The organism is Psychrobacter sp. ASPA161_6, assembly GCF_051970285.1.
GTDB lineage: Bacteria > Pseudomonadota > Gammaproteobacteria > Pseudomonadales > Moraxellaceae > Psychrobacter > Psychrobacter glaciei.
In genome coordinates, this window is sequence record NZ_JBEFNJ010000001.1 from 978,372 (window position 1) to 996,116 (window position 17,745).

General features: G+C 41.1%; 9 protein-coding genes. 4 read left to right on the forward strand and 5 right to left on the reverse strand.

Translation table 11 applies throughout. From position 1 onward, the window contains the following. Positions 1–226 precede the first annotated feature (226 nt). From ACTQ9T_RS04050 to ACTQ9T_RS04065, 4 genes are all read left to right on the forward strand, one after another. Positions 227–739: a hypothetical protein gene (locus ACTQ9T_RS04050; RefSeq protein ID WP_189581493.1), complete on the forward strand. Its 513-nt coding sequence runs from the start codon at positions 227–229 to the stop codon at positions 737–739. Positions 740–911: 172 nt separating this feature from the next. After that, positions 912–2,243: a hypothetical protein gene (locus ACTQ9T_RS04055; RefSeq protein ID WP_440464149.1), complete on the forward strand. Its 1,332-nt coding sequence runs from the start codon at positions 912–914 to the stop codon at positions 2,241–2,243. 241 nt (positions 2,244–2,484) lie between these two features. Continuing rightward, a complete protein-coding gene (locus ACTQ9T_RS04060) occupies positions 2,485–3,513 on the forward strand; it encodes an endonuclease/exonuclease/phosphatase family protein (RefSeq protein ID WP_440464150.1) in 1,029 nt (342 codons plus the stop codon). Between the two features lie 215 nt (positions 3,514–3,728). Next, positions 3,729–4,421, forward strand: a complete 693-nt coding sequence (locus ACTQ9T_RS04065; RefSeq protein WP_010198157.1) for a TetR/AcrR family transcriptional regulator — start codon at positions 3,729–3,731, stop codon at positions 4,419–4,421. A gap of 113 nt (positions 4,422–4,534) precedes the next feature. On the opposite strand, the gene ACTQ9T_RS04070 is transcribed toward ACTQ9T_RS04065, so the two are convergent. The 5 genes from ACTQ9T_RS04070 to ACTQ9T_RS04090 all read right to left on the reverse strand — a co-directional run bounded on the left by ACTQ9T_RS04070 (position 4,535) and on the right by ACTQ9T_RS04090 (position 16,946). Further along, entirely contained in the window at positions 4,535–5,308 is a 774-nt protein-coding gene (locus ACTQ9T_RS04070) for a hypothetical protein (protein WP_440464151.1), read from the reverse strand. 110 nt (positions 5,309–5,418) lie between these two features. Further along, positions 5,419–10,749, reverse strand: a complete 5,331-nt coding sequence (locus ACTQ9T_RS04075) for a hypothetical protein (protein ID WP_440464152.1) — start codon at positions 10,747–10,749, stop codon at positions 5,419–5,421. Between the two features lie 128 nt (positions 10,750–10,877). Beyond that, positions 10,878–12,980: a hypothetical protein gene (locus ACTQ9T_RS04080; RefSeq protein WP_440464153.1), complete on the reverse strand. Its 2,103-nt coding sequence runs from the start codon at positions 12,978–12,980 to the stop codon at positions 10,878–10,880. A 58-nt stretch (positions 12,981–13,038) separates the two neighbouring features. Further along, positions 13,039–13,503 carry a hypothetical protein gene (locus ACTQ9T_RS04085; RefSeq protein ID WP_440464154.1) on the reverse strand — a complete coding sequence of 155 codons (465 nt, stop codon included), beginning with the start codon at positions 13,501–13,503 and terminating at the stop codon, positions 13,039–13,041. A 272-nt stretch (positions 13,504–13,775) separates the two neighbouring features. After that, positions 13,776–16,946, reverse strand: coding sequence for a hypothetical protein (locus ACTQ9T_RS04090; protein ID WP_440464155.1), 3,171 nt, complete (start codon positions 16,944–16,946; stop codon positions 13,776–13,778). Between the last annotated feature and the right edge of the window lie 799 nt (positions 16,947–17,745).

A 17,745-nucleotide genomic window follows, 5' to 3' on the forward strand; every position in this document is an offset into this window, starting at 1 on the left:
TTGTGATTACTCAAAGCATAAATCCATCGTACAAAACCTTGAGAAAGATACAGGCTGTAACGCAACACAATCGTAATATGGACACAGTTTACATAATCTATCTATCTGTTCTTGTACATAAATTTCTATACTTTAGATGAATCAAATAAAAAATGACTCAAGCAACATCGCTAATTTTTAGCACTTAATAACTCTAAAATATAACAAATAATTTAAGGATAATATTATGAGTAACCATGACGAAATTGATCGCAGTGAAGTAAAACATATGTCAAAAGAAGCCAAGCAAGACTTGAATGCTGACATTATCACAGGTGAGCCAGGCTCACATCCAGTAGGCACTGGTATTGGTGGTGTAGGTGGGGCAGCTGCAGGTGCGGCAATCGGTACGATGGCAGGACCACTTGGTACGTTAATCGGCGGTGCTATTGGCGCTATCGTTGGTGGCGGTGCAGGTCATGCAGCAGCTGAAGCAATTGATCCAACCCATGAAGAAGCTTACTGGCGTGCCGAACATGCAAACGCTGACTATTATACAGAAGAGCATGACTTTGACCGTGATTTACACCCAGCTTATGCGGTAGGGTATGCTAACCGCGCTCGCTATCCTGCGGACGCTCGCTTTGAAGATCATGAAGCAGATTTGGAGCGTTCATGGCATGAAGTGAAAGGTGAGTCACGCATGGAGTGGAATGAGGCACGTAGAGCATCACAGGATGCATGGAATCGTGTGTCGTAACATTAGCAAATAGAAAACCTCGGCATTTCCGTATTTTTATAGCTGAGTTTTTACTTTTGGCAATTGTAGTTATATTAAAGCCTCTAGAGCATGCTCTAGAGGCTTTTTTGCATGTTGAAACCTTGGTAGTTGTGGTAATCTTAATGATGTCTTAACAACCCATAGAGCTACTATGACTGACTCTTCTTCTGAAACGTGTGAGCTTGCCCCTGATATCGCCAGATTTTATCAAGGTAAGTCTTTACAAGGTCAGCCACCCAGTCTTTGGACGCTGGTGTTGTCTCAAGTCACTACTTGGATATTTGCACGGTCGCTCATGAATGCGGCCGTTTTGGGGTTTTTCTATGGTATCGCTGGTACTTTGGCTTATGGGATGTATTATTTTAGTTTTATCACTGGCGCGCATATTGTCGATAGCTTACGATTCAAACATGGTTTCAATAACATACAGACATTCATGCAAGTCAAGTTTGGGGCAACTGGTGAGCATCTTTATAATGCAGTGATTGGTTTTCGATTAGTGAGTGAAGTGTTCAGTAACTTACTGGTATTTGGATTTATCACCACCTTGTTCGTGGGCTTTAATGAGAATTATCTAATACTGATTATAGCGGTTGCCACCTTAATTTATTCTTCAATTGGTGGGCTGCACACGGCGTTAAAGACAGATGTTGCCCAAGCGTTATTGACGATCGTCGCCATTGCTGTTCTGTCGGTTGCTATGTTTGCACATCCCTTGTTTTCCTTCGATGACATTATCAGCTCCTCCAATACCGCTGACAACAAGGGATGGATATTATTGATAGTTGCATTTATCCAAATATGGAGTTATCCAGCTCATGATCCTGTTATGACTGACAGAGGATTTTTAGCAGATAGGGCCACTACCAAAAAGTCATTTTACTATGCCGCTCCTATTTCGATGGCTTGTATCCTTCTGTTTGGTTTGCTAGGTGTATTCGCACAGCTGAACAATGCAGGCGGTGCCACTGAAGTGACGCAAACGCTCAATACGCTATTCTCGCCAGCGGTAATGATGTTGTTTAGTTTCGCCTTAATTATTTCAGCCATATCAACATTAGATTCTACGTATGCCAGTGCCGCAAAATTGATAGCCATTGATATGAAACTGGTAAAGCCAACTGTTAGAAATGGCAGACTAATCATGCTAGGATTTTTGCTGGCAGGCTTGGCCTTCATTGCAACTGGTAGCAAAGACCTGTTTGATGCGGTGGCTATTAGTGGTACGGCTTCCTTGTTTTTAGCACCTGTCGTGTTTTTTAGTATTTGGTCAAGTTGGGAAGTCAAACCTTGGGCCATTATAGTGAGCTTTGTATCAGCGCTCATGGCAGGTATTATTTACATGCTAGAAAACGGTGGCTATATCACAGTGATGGCACCAGTGTTTGGCGCAGAGCACAAATACGTGCAGCTGTTGATATTATGTGTCATGGCTTCTATGATTGGTAGTATCGCCTTTGTATTGGCTCGCAAACGAGTGTGATTAGCCACTCTGTTAAACAGCTAACTACGTACACATGTAACATGCATATAAATATTTAGTGTTATGACTTTGATGGAGCAAGTATTCGCTACATTATCAGTTGATCGATTTTTTGAGTTTTAAGTAGCAGGATAAAGCAATACGAAACACTACAGATTTAGTACGGGCGGTCTATTATCATGAACAAGTTGCGTTGTTTATTCATAATAATGCATACTATTCAAATAGCATTAGGATTTTTATGACTTACTCTGCCCATAAAGGTATTGATAAACAATTTTATATCGCCACTGCTAATTTACTAAATTTTGCCAATCCCAATCGTACTTACTATGAAAATGCTGAGCCATATAGCAATAAAGCGTATGAAAATAAACTGCGTGGTATCAGCGATTTATTAGCGAAAGCCCATGCCGACATCATTGCCGTACAAGAAGTATGGGACAGTGAGGCGTTAGAAGCGCTGGCGGTATCGTTAGGATTTAAGCCTGAACATGTGGTTATACCGCTGGCAAGCAACGATAGTGCGAGCCCTTATACTCAAGGTAGAGGGGCGCAAAATACGCCTGCAGTGGGAATTATTAGTCGCTTTGAGCAGCTAGAGACAACTTTATTAGAAGAGGTGGCACCAAAGGCGGTGATTGATATTCCTGATATCGGTCCTTATAAACGCTTTAATCGCCCACCGTTGGTATTGCGAGTCGATGCATTCGGGCAACCGATTACTATTATTACGGCTCATCTTAAAAGCAAGCGCGCTTTTTTCTTACGTGATGAAGCTGGCAATTTGCTAGAAGATATGGATGACCCTAATATTCGTATTCGTGCCAAACTTCGTAGCTTATGTATGCGGGCAGCAGAAGCGGCCTCCATTCGTATGTTTATTATCGAACGCTTAAAGCATACTCGCGAGCCCTTAATCTTACTCGGTGATATGAACGATGTCACGGGTAGTGTGACCACGCAATTGATGACTGAAACTGGCGAAGTGAATTACGACAAAAGCATGCGTGATGTTGCCTTGTTTGATGCCGCTCGTGTCCAAGCGCGTTATGGCTGGATGAAAGATGTAGCGTATACCCATATCTATCAAGGTATGCCAGAAGTGATTGATCAGTTGTTTGTTTCAGAAGAATTCTTGCCTGATAGCAAGTTTGCGCTTGGTCAAGTTGAACGAGTTGACTATTTTAATGACCATTTAAAGTGGGATTATGCCGATAGAGTCATCGATCATGGTATTATAAGGGCGAAAATAAAACTTCATGATTAACCCTATTATGTTGTTAATTGATACATTCTTTTTTAACCCATGCATGTCCCTTGCTTGATAGTGTACAAGCGTTTATGATGCCTCTTCATTGAGTATAGAGCGGTAATATTAGCCCGTATTACCAACTAACGAACAGTCTTTCTTAGATTTAGAATGAATACTGTCCAATGAAGACCATATTTATAAAGATAGGGCACAACATTAAGAGATTTATAATGAGCGAAAACAAAGACGAAAAGATTGAAGATGTGTTGGTAGACTCGGAACTGGCAAAAAAACTGGTACCGAATAAATTCAAGTTCACCAGTCAGCAAGGCCGTGCACGCCGTCAGAAACTTTTGGCTGGGGCCAAAAAGTTAAGCGAAACACAAGCTATTAATGACATTACTTTGGCTGCTGTATGTGAAGAAGCCGGCATTCCAAGAGCCTCTGCTTATCATTTCTTCCCTAATATCGAAGCAATATTTTTAGCATTACGCTTTTTGAATGCAATCGAAATATTAGAAATAGTAGAAACGGTCGATATCGGTAATTATGACAGATGGCAGGGTTATTTGACGGCACTTATCGATAAGTGTGTGACGATATTCCATAACGATAAAACCAAAGCCAAGCTTGTTTATGACACCAATACACCTGATTTTGAAGGCGATAGTTTTGGTGAAGATATCGATCATCAAATCGTTGATTTGGTTTATAAGCGTTTGTCAGAGCGTTATGAGATGCCGAGTTTCCACGACATTCAAGACACGCTATTGATCGCCTATAGTATTGTAAATGCTATCTTTACCTTATCTTATCGCCGTCATCAAAGCATTACCAATGAGTATATTCAAGAAGCGAACACCGCATTTATTGCTTACTTGCGTTGCTACCTACCAGAAAAACTACCACGTAAGAATCGCTAGTCTTTCTGCAAGTTAGCCATTTTGATGACACGCCCTAAGTAAATAAAAAAATCCGACATCATATGTCGGATTTTTTGTGTCTACTGTCTTTGCTCATTGTGGTTATGATAGGTCTAACGGATCGGCGTTAATACTTGCCCACGGCAAATATCAGTACTCGTATCTAAAGGCGCATATTGCTCATAATAGCTGACGATTAGATTCTGCAAAGCAACGTTGGTTTGCGAATCATTGGCATTCACATAGGCTTCACGCGCTTGCTCTAGCCAACGGTCTGCCATGCGAAAGTGGCTGCCTGACTCGCGCCAGCCTCGCTCGCATTGATTGGTCGCTGCCCAGATGAGAGAAACCTCACTGAACGCCAGTTCACGTGGTGCTGAAGTAATACCGTCACTATCTTTTAGGGCGCTTAGGGTTGCCCACAGATCGGGTCGCATCAAGGCTGAGTTGGAGGGAATGTTTTGATGCAGGCTGATGTCTTGTATCGTATCATTCTTTAGCGCGTGTAGTATGGTTTCTGCAAACTGTGCTGCTTGTAGCCCAGCAGTTGAGCGACTATTCATGCTGTCTTGATGGATGGCATAGGTCAGCCAAGCTTGCGCTTTATAAGCAAAGTATTGCTGACGTGCGCTCATACTTTTTTGCTGATACTCTTTCAATTGTGTCAGCATACACTGCATAGCACGTTGATGCGTGCTTTGATATTTATAAGCAGGCGTTTTGCTTTGCAATTCACTATCACAATAGTCATTGGCTTGTAGAGTGGTAGCTTGAGTATTGCTGTCTGCTGCCACTGCTGATGACGCAGTTGCCAGTAGTAATACTGCTGAGAGCGCAGTATAGATAGGCTGTTTGTAAGTTATTGCTTTAATCGCAGAGTACAACATAATACTGACCTTATATTAAGGTAATAAGTGTGGATATTTACTCTTATTAAGACTGACTTTATGAGTGACTAACCGATGAATAATAGCAAAGTAACATTGTAACATTTAAATTATAACGTAGAATTACTGGTCAGACGTTTGTTTTTGCGTGGGTCTTCACGTTTGAATAAGTCTTCATCGAACTTAAAGCGCAGTCTAAAGTAAGCACCTTCTTGAGTGCTATCATCATAAGCGATGTCTTCATCTTCAAAACCCATAAAGTTGTAGCCAAGTGATAACCAAAGGTTGGTCATTGGGCTATAGCCCACTTCAGCACCCAGCATATAAGACATATCATCCGCTTGTTTATTCCAATAAGTACCTGCTTGTAAGCCAATATCCCAGCGCTCGCTAATGTCATATAAGCCGCGTGCATAGACAGCATGAGCTGTGTTATCGCTTACGATATCGTCAGCATCATATTCTGTATACTTACCTGCGTAACGACCTGATAGCGTTAATGGGCGAGTCGGATGGTAATTGCCGCTCCATGACCAAACAATCGCATCCTTTTGATAAGGATCGTCACCAGTCGCGTTGTCATCTAGACGATACTCAAGCTTGGCAAGCATATCGAGCTGATTGCTATCATAATCACGATAAGCAGCGCCAAGCTGGAAACGGTTGATGGTGCGATGACCATCGTTGTAATCTACTTTTGAGTAGATGTCTTTTGCTAATAAAGTAATATCATCGGTGTAACGATAAGCGATGCCCGCGCTGCCGAGAAGGGTATCACTGGTGTCGCCCCAACGTTTTTCTAAACGCCCTGAAGCTTTGTAGTTTTCTTTGGCTAGGTACTCAACACCGACACCCGCTGCGGTTGCCGTGCTATCTTCGTCACCTTCTAAAGACTCGACGCGCTCAAATAGTGTGCTTAAGGTCAGACCTTCTTGGACATACCATTTGTTTTTTAGACCGATAGCTGCTTCTGCTTCGCGTGCACTGATTGCATCACGCATACGGTATTCGCTGTAAACCTTACCGTCTTTCATATAAGTGGCATCGAATCCCACGACCGTACGCTGACGCTCATCAGAATCATCTAGACCGTAGCTACCTGACAAACTATTAATCAAGTCATGGCGGGCGTATAAGCGACCTAAGCTACCCAGTGGCGTCTCGCCGCCGATAGAGGTGGCATTACGTTCGCTATTGTCAATATCTTGCTCATATTCGGCAAACACTAACGAGTTGTTCAGCTTCGGCAAACGTGCTGTCAGACGGGCGCGGGCAGTCGTCCCTTCGATATCTTTGTCAGCGTTACTGACGCCATTGAGTGCTGATTGATTGATGATGTCATCGTTGAATATTGTGTCATCGGTGACATCTAGCACGTCAGTGGCTGCTTGGGTATTACGTGAGGCGGCAGTCGCATCTTGCTTGTAGTAGCGCACCCCAATCTCGCCAACGATATTCTGACTTAGACGCTGTTCAATGCTTGCTTCTACACCTTCGCGATTGGCTTCGGTTGTATGATCTTCAGTACGTACGCCCTCAAATTTAAGTGCCGTTTGCTTGTTGTTTAATGTATGAGTAACTTCAACACCAGATTCAGTACGACCAGCTGTCTGCGGCGAGGCGCCAGTGACAAAGCCTTCGTCTGTATCGTTATAATAAGCTTTTGCACGGGTGTTTTTCTTGTTATCAAAGTCAAGCTCGATACGTAGTGCGTCGCCTTCGACATCGTTACCTTCTAAAAGATCGGCATTAATCTGATTACTTGGCTGAAAGTTTGGGTTTTCAGCTTTGTTCATTGCATATTCGGCAACCAACTTTAGCTTATCGCTAAATTTGATAACGCTGTTGACACTGGCCAGCTCTTCTTTATTAAGTGGATCGTCACTGTTGACATAGCTACCACCGATAGCCACTTTAGCATTCAGTTGTTGCTTGGCAGCGATACCGCCGACCAAGTATTCTTCACCGCCTTCGTCTACTTCTACAGTGACTCGTAGATAAATAGGGTTGCCATCGATATCTTGGCTAGCGATAGGGGCTTTTAAGAATAGGCTGCGGCTAATAGGATCAATTTCATAATCTGCAAAGCGGGTAAGGGTTTCACGGTTGACGATTAAACCTGGGTTATTCGCATCGCGAGTAATGACCTCGATCGTTTCTGAGTTCTCTAATACGGCGTCAAAGTTTTCAGCCAATGGATAAGGACCTGAGATACCCAAACCACGAGTTTCATTAACGCGCTGACTGGTGCTGGTCTCGGCTATGAAGGCAGTAACACGAGTGTTGTTGTCTTCATACTGTGCTTTTATACCCGTCAACGTACGGTTGTACTGACCAAGTTTGATGCCTTCATCGTTATCAATTTGAGTTTTCAAATCACCATACATGGCAAATGAGCGGCCTTTATCTACTCGAACATAAAGCTTACTGGTAGATTGGGCGTCAAAACCTTTGGCTGATGAATCGCCATAGACGGGATAGTACTCGCCAGGCTCGATATCACGGAATAGGCGCTCGCCTTTTTTATCACTATCATAAGCGAGAGTTAGCAGATAGTCGCCGCGTACTTTGCCTTTGAGGAACATCGCAGCACGACCAGATGCCGTATAGTCATCGTTACCAGCAAAATCATTAAGCTCTTGCTCAAATGCACCTTGAGCATCAGTAACACTGCCGCCATCGAAATCTTTGAGTGAAATAGCGCCTTCTACGATACCAACAGCAATGAGAGGGCGTAGCTTAGCAGTGAACTGTAGCGGAATGATTTGTTTGCTACTACCAACATCGATGACCAGCTCCCCTCTACCCGGTATGCTTGGTGCGGTCACAGGGATTAGTAGCTCACCGCCAGAGACGATCACTTGGGTACCAGCTTGATCTTTACTGCTGTCGCTAAGATTGATACGACCAATATTGGTATCGATAGTGATCGGCGTCGAAGCGATATAAGGACGACCATCACGGTCTTTTAGACTAATAACGACCTGATAGTCGCTAACGCCATCTGCTGGTACTAGCTGTGCTTGAGTACGATAGTCGATCGCTTGCAAACTATCAGGCGTCAATACTTTGATGGTTTGCTCAGAGATGACTTTGCCATTTACGTCAGTAGCAACACCGCGCAGGGTATTGTTTCCGCGTTGTAAGTCAACAGCATAGTAATCAAAAGCGGTCACATTCTGCTTTTCTTGCTCAGCCGTTTTGCCGATTTGCTGCTCTGAGACCGCTTTACCATTGGCATAAAGGGTAAAAATAGAGCCTAAAGGCGCTTGGACCTGTACCATTTGCTTATAAGTACTGAGCTGCTGACCTTCGCTTAGGTTGATAAAGGCGACATCATTATTAGCCACTTCTTTCAAGTATTCTTCTAGCTCTTTTTCTACTGGTGGCGCTATCGTGGTGACGGCCATATCGACATGACTGTCTGCTGGATTGACCATTTCATTGACGATAGCGGAGTCACAGTGATTACCAAGGTCTAGATCGCCATTGACGTTACAGCCACTGGCTTCTACATTGTCATCGTAGTCACGATTGTAATCAGGGTCTAGGGTTAGTTCGGTTTTTACGGCTTGCTCAAGGGTGTCATTCTTAGCGCTCACAGATTTGCTACGAGCAATAAGCTCTGCGTTCAAGCGTTCCGTGCTATCGCCCATACCACCAACGATAGCAAAATCGGCACGATGTAATTCGCCATATTTTAAGTCAACGAAACGGCTACCCGCATCACCCGCATTACGATTGCTTTGGGTAACCAGTTCGGTTTCTCTAGGTATGGTCGTGCGATCAACTTTTAGCACGTGAGTCTTGGCACTAACGCCATAAAAATTATATTTACCTTCAGGATCGGTCACGATAAAGTTACCGTTTTCCATATAAATGCGCACACCTGCGACGCCAAGCTCGCCATCTTCTTTTTGTTGGATACCATCACGGTTGATGTCGTGATAGACCTTACCGATGATGATGCCATCCGTATTCATGACACCGCGCTCAACCTCAATTTTCCACTGCGCTTCTCTTGAGACTAAGCTTTGACCTTGTTCGTTGCTAGCAACAGCAGTCGCACGGTTGATACCGTCACCACCTAAAGATGAAGCACCGACTAATACGCGATAAGTAATTTTTTTACTTTCGCCAACCGCCATGTTACCTAAACTTAAAACCTGATATTTACCATCAGCTTTAAACTCAGTAGTTTGCGTTTGACTGATATTAGTATCAGCAGTTTTACCAACACGCACACTACCATCGACGTAATCAAAACCACGTGGTAAGGCATCTTTTAGTTGTACGTCATAAGCAGTAGAGTTACCGCTGTTTGTAATATCAATCGTGTAGCTAACATAGTCACCAAGCTCAGCGCTCTTTACTTCACTCTCTTTGGTGACGACTAAGCTTGGGTTATCATCAACGATACTGATTTGTGTATTTAGGTCATCGATACGTACTGTGAAATCGCCTTCGCTTGGCAGTTGCTCAGTACCAGTACCGACAGAAGGCGCGATACAAGCGTCTAGGCTAGCAGTCAAGGTGTCATTTGCCAACGTTTGGATGATCTTGTCATTAATAGGATTAGCGTTATTTTGAGTTGGTGCTGATAATTGATATTTGCCTGTGCTTTTGCCAGTCTCAATGCCTTTTAGAGAATACTTATCACCCGTTAGCACAGAAGTGATCGTGACCCATACTTGATCGGGCTTGTCTAGCTGAACATTACATTGGGCATAGCTGGCATTGATATAGACGGTTTCATCGATTTGAGAGATGGTTTTATTTTCATCAAACTTAGGCGTAGTAAATTTTATCTCAGGCTCAACGATAACGAGCTTGTCAGTAACGTTAGCAGTTATTGAGGGATCTTCTAGAACGATAGCGCCAATCTGAATCTCGGCAGTATCATCAGTTTTACCGTTAGGATCTGACAAAGCCTGCACGATAAGCTGAATGCTTTCATTGTGCCCAAGCATGATCTGAGTGCTCAAGTTGTCAAAGATAACTTCTCTGTCAGTACTATCTACGATGCCGTTTTTATTTAAATCTTGATAAACTTTTAAATTAGAAAGGGTTGGCGATATATTTAATGTCAGCTCAACCGTTTGATTGCTGTAGCTGGTATTGCTTAAGACATTGACCCAATTGACCAAAGTATTGGGTATGACTGTCTGTACTGCCTGCTTCGTTAGATCAATACCAAATTCAGGAAGTGCAGAAGCTTTGACTTGTACTTGGTTAGAGGTGCTACTCAGTCCTACGCTGCTACCGCCATTAATGTTATAGCTAGCATTTGCAATATTATTGATAATTTGCAGGTTAGGATTTGAGGCATCAGCTGCCATCGCGATATTCGATTGCATAAGCAACATTGCCAATGACAGCGCAGAGATCTTCGCTGTACACAATGCGGTACGATTAGACGGTGTCATAACAGATAGAGTCATAAGTCGCTTATCCAATAGAACATAAAGGGGCTGGGGTGGTAACTCTCTAGCTTGGCTAATTAAAATTGATTAGGTCAAGCTAGAGCGTTGATCTATAAGCCTCTTACAAGGCTTATAGATTATAAAAATTAACGAGCGTTTTTAATTTTCACTTTAAAACTCAAAGTAGCAACGTTTTGAGGTGCTAAAGTAGAAGCCGTAGCCGCTACAGAGGTACCTAGAACTATAACTGGGTCAGCAATAGTAGAGTTAATCGTAGAAACACTAGAGGTAGGAACAGAATTAGTGGTAGTCGAGTTTATAAAATCTGCACCGGCTGCAAAATTAGAAAATAAATCCTTAATTTCTAAGGCAGTAATATCAAAGCCAGAGACTGCTGTTATATCAGTTGTTTGTTTATCAGAAGAAGTGTTCTTAGCATTGATACGATAAATAATACACTGATCAGGCTTTGCCTCAGTTATTGGATCTTTACTGAAGACAGCTGCAGCAAAAGTGCCTGTACATGTTGTATCTATTGCTTGAAACTTCTCTAAAGTCAAACCCTTAACAGTAGTAGTATCAGTAATAGTTGGATTCACAGTAGGTTTACCTTCACCAACGGGGATTAACGTAACTACCGTATCTTCTTCAGTGGAAGTAGCGCTATTTGCTGGAGTAAACAAGGGAGCTTGATTCGATGATACGTTATAGCTAATAGTCACCTTGCCACCAGCTGCTATGCCAGCAGGCAGCGCTGTGAAGATATCATATACACCAGAACCATTAGGAGAAATTACAATTGCTGTTCCTGCAGTAGTACTATTAGGCGGAGTATAAGAGATTTTTACAGTACCAGGTACTACGTTTATAGTGTCCGGAGTTGCACCATCATTATCAGTGATAGTAAACGTCAACTCATTAGCAGTGTCACCTTCGGTATCCTGACCATCGTTCGTGATGATAGTCTGATGTGTAACTTGACCTGCAATAGCTGTGGAGGTTGTACCAGTAGTAGGCGCGATTTCTCTATCCGTTACTTGAGTAAGTTTCAAATTACGCTTGATGGTTACTAGTGGTTGAGTATAGTCAGTACCTTTTATAATCTCAGCATTGACAGGTGGTGTACCGCCAACTTGATCGGTATCATCAGCAGGATAAAAGTTGACTACGTTCTCAACAGTACTATCAGTACTATCAATTAAGATGTTGTCGGTAGTGGCAGCATTATCATCTAAATCATCTGTAACTTTAACATGGTTAAGCGCCCCAACTGCTGGAGCAACGTTAGGATCTCTTTTAACATTTAAAACAATAGTAATAGTACCATCAACAGCAAGTTTTGCATCGGTGAGCGTAAAACCATTAGTAGTTCTTGCAATAGTGCCTACTTCAGAGCCATTACTTGCCACAAACGTTGATGCTGGTGTTGCAACAATGAGACCTGCGGGCAGTATATCTTCAATCAATATATTGGTCGCTTCTGCAGAGTAAGCAGTAGCTGGATTTTTTACAATAATCTGATAAGTCGCTATATCGTTAATATCATTAAGATCTAAAGCATTGGTAATAGTCTTAACAAGACTAAAGGTTGGTAAAGTAGTAGTAGATATATCCTTATTGGTAAGCGTTTTACCTGGAACAGCAGCATTAGTAGTAGTGGCAGGAATAACTGCACTAACAGCTGTAATCTGAAGGTTCTGTTTATTACCACCTTTGTTTGCGTTGGTTTTTGCATTAATATCGATAATTGCAAACTGACCTTTAGCTAGAGTAATAGTTCCACCAGCAGCATTATTGGCAGGAATAGTACCAGTACCAGCATTATTACTACCAGTGGCATTAGGAGTCACACCTGAGTTATATATTTTATAAGCTATGGTAGTTTTAGTGAGATCATATTGTGTATCATCATCTGTCAAATTCTGCAACGATACGGTGTAAATATCACTACGGTTACCGGTATTGGTTAAAGTATGTTGAAAACCAACAAAACCGTTAGGAGCGACTGTTTTAGTATTATCTGCAACTAATGAGAACGAAACCTGCTCTGAAACTGTTACTTTTACTTCATTTGAAGTAACAGGAGGCTGTGAAACAGTACCGACACTATAGCTTGCAGTTGCAACGTTCTTGATCTCTACACTAGTAGTTGTCGAACTACTATCAACAGCCATCGCACTAGTAGAGATACCCATCACAGCGGCGACACCAACGGCAAGCAAGCTATAATTAAAAGTATTTGATTTCATGTACTACTCCAGAGGTAAGATAAAAAACTAGGTTAAGAGGATAAACAGCTAAATTAACTTAATTAACAGTGGTATTCAGAGCAACGGCTGCTGATTTCTGTGCTGGCAATAGCTTGATATTCCAGCGCAGAGTACGATATTCAGAAAATGGTATTTTGACCATTTTGCCATCGACTTTGCGCATCAGTGGCATATCGGCATAGTTCTTGCCATCGATACTGGCTTGCGCGCTTGAAGGAATGGCATCCCCTGTAAAAGCCATATTGGCAGGGATAGGTAATACAACAGCCAGATCTTGGATGTCTTTATTAATGGTATTGCTGTAAGTCGCTTTGTACTGAATGACCGTGCCCGCTGGAGCATTACGGACAGGTAAATATGAGATTTTACCTTCAGCATTTTTGACGACTTGATTGGCTGTTAAATCCATTTTTAAGGCGTCATTAGCATGAGCTGTACTAAGTAAGCCTAAAGAGACTGTGGTAATTAACAGAGTGGCACGTAAAGAATTGAAGAATTTCATGTAATATCCTTGCGGTAATCATTATTATCAGTGTGCTATTAATCTCACTAAGTACAGTCCACTTGGTTGCTGTTAGACATGAAAAAATATTGCTGACAGAGGAATGACGTTAGATTAAAAGTATTGTTACAATTTTTAGACAAAGAGTCATCATAAAGGTGACAAATGGCATTTTGACGTATATAAACGGTTAAAGCCCTGTCTGGATAGACAGGGCTTTAAGTATTGGAAGTTCCGTATTGGTAAGTTACTAAAACTAAAAGGAAAAGTAACTACTGACTGTTCGTAGTTGTACCGTATTTGGTGTTGAAATACAGAGTCACCTTGGTAGGAGTTGTTCCAGTGGGCGGCTTAACTAAACTAAAGGTATTTGAAATAATTGCGTCTACTGGTAACGCAGTACTGTTGTTATTGACAGCAATAGGATTACCTAAAGGAAAAGGCGAAACAAATACAGATTTGACTGGGGTGGTCTGTAATTTATCAGTAATTTGAATGTTTGTTAAATCAACATGACCTCGGTTATAAGCTTCAATTTTATAAGCGATGCATTTTCCGGGCTCTATATTGTTTATTGGATCAATACTAAATACAGGTGTCTGAGAAGGCGTACCACTCGTACCGTTATAGCTAGAATTGATGTTACAGCTATGGACATACTGCGACTTGATCAAAACTAGAGAAGTGTTATCGGCTTTTACTTCACCAAAGTCTAAATTTCGAGAGCCATTACTTTCAGTTTTGTAATCAAGAAGCCCATTAACTAAAGTTATTTCACGAGTGTTTGGTGTAGTATCGACGCTATATTCCCAAGTAGATGGTTCTACTTGCACGATACAAACCTTTTGAGGTGATAACGTAGCGATAGCACTTGCTGGTACTGTGAATTTGTATTGACCTAAAAGCAGACCTGAAGGAGCTGATTCTGATATGTTCTCTGCAGTAATGCCGGTAATGTTAGTACCCCCATTGTCGCCAATACAGTCTGTCAGGCGTACTTGAAGACCGCTAGCGCCAATGCCTAACTCTTTATTGCTACCGCTGCTGTCAAAGATACCGTTAAAATAGTTAGCGTTGCCAGTGAAGGTGCTAGTAATATCTTGCCTAGTATTTTCATTAGAAGGAATTCCACCATTGTCATTGAATACGAAGCCAGTGAAGGTATACACTGATGGAGTGTTGGTAATCGTACAAGTGATTTCATCACCGTAATCTAAATTTGAGAGGGTAAATGAAGCACCATCACTTTTAGGCATGACTGTCGTACTATTAGTTGTCGCATTAGCACACTCGTAGCTTGCTTTATAGTTGTTGATATTACCTTCGTTCGTTCCAGTTAATACGCGCTCAGTGATGGTGTATTGCGTAGCTGGTTGTAGCGTTAAAACACTACCAGTGGCATTGCCAACATCATTGCCATTTCCGGTGGTTATGAAAGATGCTGGAGACCCTGCAGTGTCTGGAGTCAAAGCACCACCAGAGACTTTGATATTAAACTGATCAGTATCATTTACGCGATTACCAGTCAACACTTTTTTGACTACAACTTTTGGCGGTGCAAGACAGAAATAGAAGTCTGAATAGCCTACAGCATGATAACTGTCGTATTGAGTAAATATATTTTTATGCTCTAATCTGAGAGGAATGTTGGCAGGAGTATAGTCCCAAGTAGCATCAATAGTGCAATCGTTGGCACCATTATTCACACCACAGTTTAGTCCTTTGATAGCGGTTACTACATCTCTATTAGAGTTGATCGTATGAAATATATCGTTAAATGTGAGTTGTCCTCTACTAGTAGAGACATCAATTTCTTCAACATAAGGGACTTGGTCACTATTATTACTAGTTGAATCAATGTCTTGTATTTTATATCCTATTTTACTAACGGGGCGGTTTACACTGATATCTAAAGTATGATTGGTTTTTACACCAACAGAGTTATGTTGCAAGTTAATTGCATTAACGCTTACACCAGTCACTGATCCATAATAGGGTGAAGTACTTCCTCCAGTACTATTTTTGTCTAATATTGAAGGAAATTCAATCTTAAATGTCTTATTACCTGAAGGCTCATTATTGTTGAAGTTAAATGTCTGTGAAGTACTGCCACTGGTAGCCCAACTTAGGTCTTGAGGTTTAACAAAGCTAGTTTCCGTCCTGCTAGATCCCAAGTAATACATCTTATGACCAGCTGGGCAAGTGGCTGGTGCTGAAGTGCCACCTAAATTATTTGAGAACGTAACAGAGTTAGTATCAGAAGCGCTTTTAGTAGCAATAGTCTGGTGACTAATAGTTGCTGTATTAGTAATGTTTGAATTGGAGATAGCCGTCACTCTCGTCGGAACTTTTATACTAAAGCTTTGGCCCACTGGTAGGCTTGCTATATTGAATCCACTAGCACTTTCTAACTGCTCTTTAGTTGGTGCTGTCGTACAAACGCTATTGGTATCACTGGCATCACAAGTGATACCATTGGTACCAGCAATCTTGCTGAGACCATTAACTACCGGATCTTTTAAAGTAATATTGGATATTGTTGTATTACCAAGATTGGTAACCTTAATAATATAGTCAGTAATACTGTTAGTATTGACGCTATTAACTCCATCACTTTTAGTAATTTTATAATCAGCAGGTACGTAGCAATAACTATCTAAACGGAACTCAAATCTTCGACTACTAATAGTTCTATTACTCTTCAAGTCTGTATATACCAGTGTTACTGACTTCACAGGCTCATCAAAAACCACAGAACCTTGACAATTTGATTGAAGAGCACTCGTACAATTATCATCGTCTGGAGTGCTAGGTAATCTTAATCCAGATGAACTTCCGATAACTCTAGAGTTGGGTATGTTTTGAAACGTACCTGTAATCGGAGCACCACTTTGGGTGATGCCCGTTATTTTTACATTGTCGTCCCAAGAACCACTATTTACAGATTTATCGATATCAAAAGCGCTCATTGCGACTTTATCTAAAAAGACAGTCTGATTGTTTGAGCTATTTTGGAACTCTAGCGTTATCGCAGTACTAGGTGTTCGATTAATAGAACTTCCAATAAAGCTTATCGCTTGAGGAGAACTTCCATATAGAGTAGGACCATCAGTCGAGCTTTCACCAGAACTGATAACGCTCATCTTAATTTTTAGAGGTATAGCAACCGTTGTCCCACCTGATGCTGTACTTTGACTGACTACAGTTTGATAGTTATTATTTGTAAAACTAGTGACAAGGCTGCTATAGCTGCCATTACTCAAAAAACCTTTGGTCGAGTTTGCAGGACAGATAAGACTTGAACCTGGATTAGCTTCTATAGCAAAAGCAGACCCACTACCTAAAGAAAAGAGCAAAACTCCCACTACAGCCAATATTTGTTGTAAGTATCTGCGATATGAATAAATATCGGTAGCTTCTGGAATTTCTTGAGACTGATGCATATAGTCACCTTTTATGTATTTATTCATTCGAGAATTTTTATGTATGTAATACAAACATAACTGATTTATTATCTAGATAACGGTTACAAATGGTGGTTCAGTTTAATAGATAGAAAAATATGGTTTATCCAGTGAGCAGTAATAACGAAATGACAAAATACAATATTAGGCATCTGATGTGTAATTTGTAGGATCTATTGCTTACCAGTTCAACAGATGAATGTATAAATCATGTAACTTCTTATCTTATAGAATAATTGTAAAAAATGTCTTAAAGAGTCGATAGGTGGCAGGTTTTTTGTGACCAGATGCCAAATTTCTGACTTGTAGTATAATTATTTATATTTTGTACTTCTTATTTTCTGTACATCTTATATTTACACATCGCGATTATCTCAAATTATTTGAATTTTTCCTTGTCATTCAAATTGTTACATTCTGCATATTCTCTTAAAAAGCCATCAAATATTTACTTAATAACTAATCGTTATTTATTTAAAAAATACTTGTCATTTCGCCATTTCTTTACAGCCATAAACAACCCATCAATAAACGCCTATAATATAGAGTGATTATCGTTTAATAATTAGATATATAGCACGAGTTTTGATTTTGTTATGCTTCTTTTTCTTCAAGATGCTAAAGGGTCGTTGCGTTATATTGTCACCTGAGCTTTATATGACTGCAACACATGATGGAGCGGCGGCCTGTCGCCTGCTACCTGTAACAAGGAAGTCATTCAGCAAAGCGTTAGCACATTACTATATTAAATAACACGTTGATTTAACAACACCCTGTC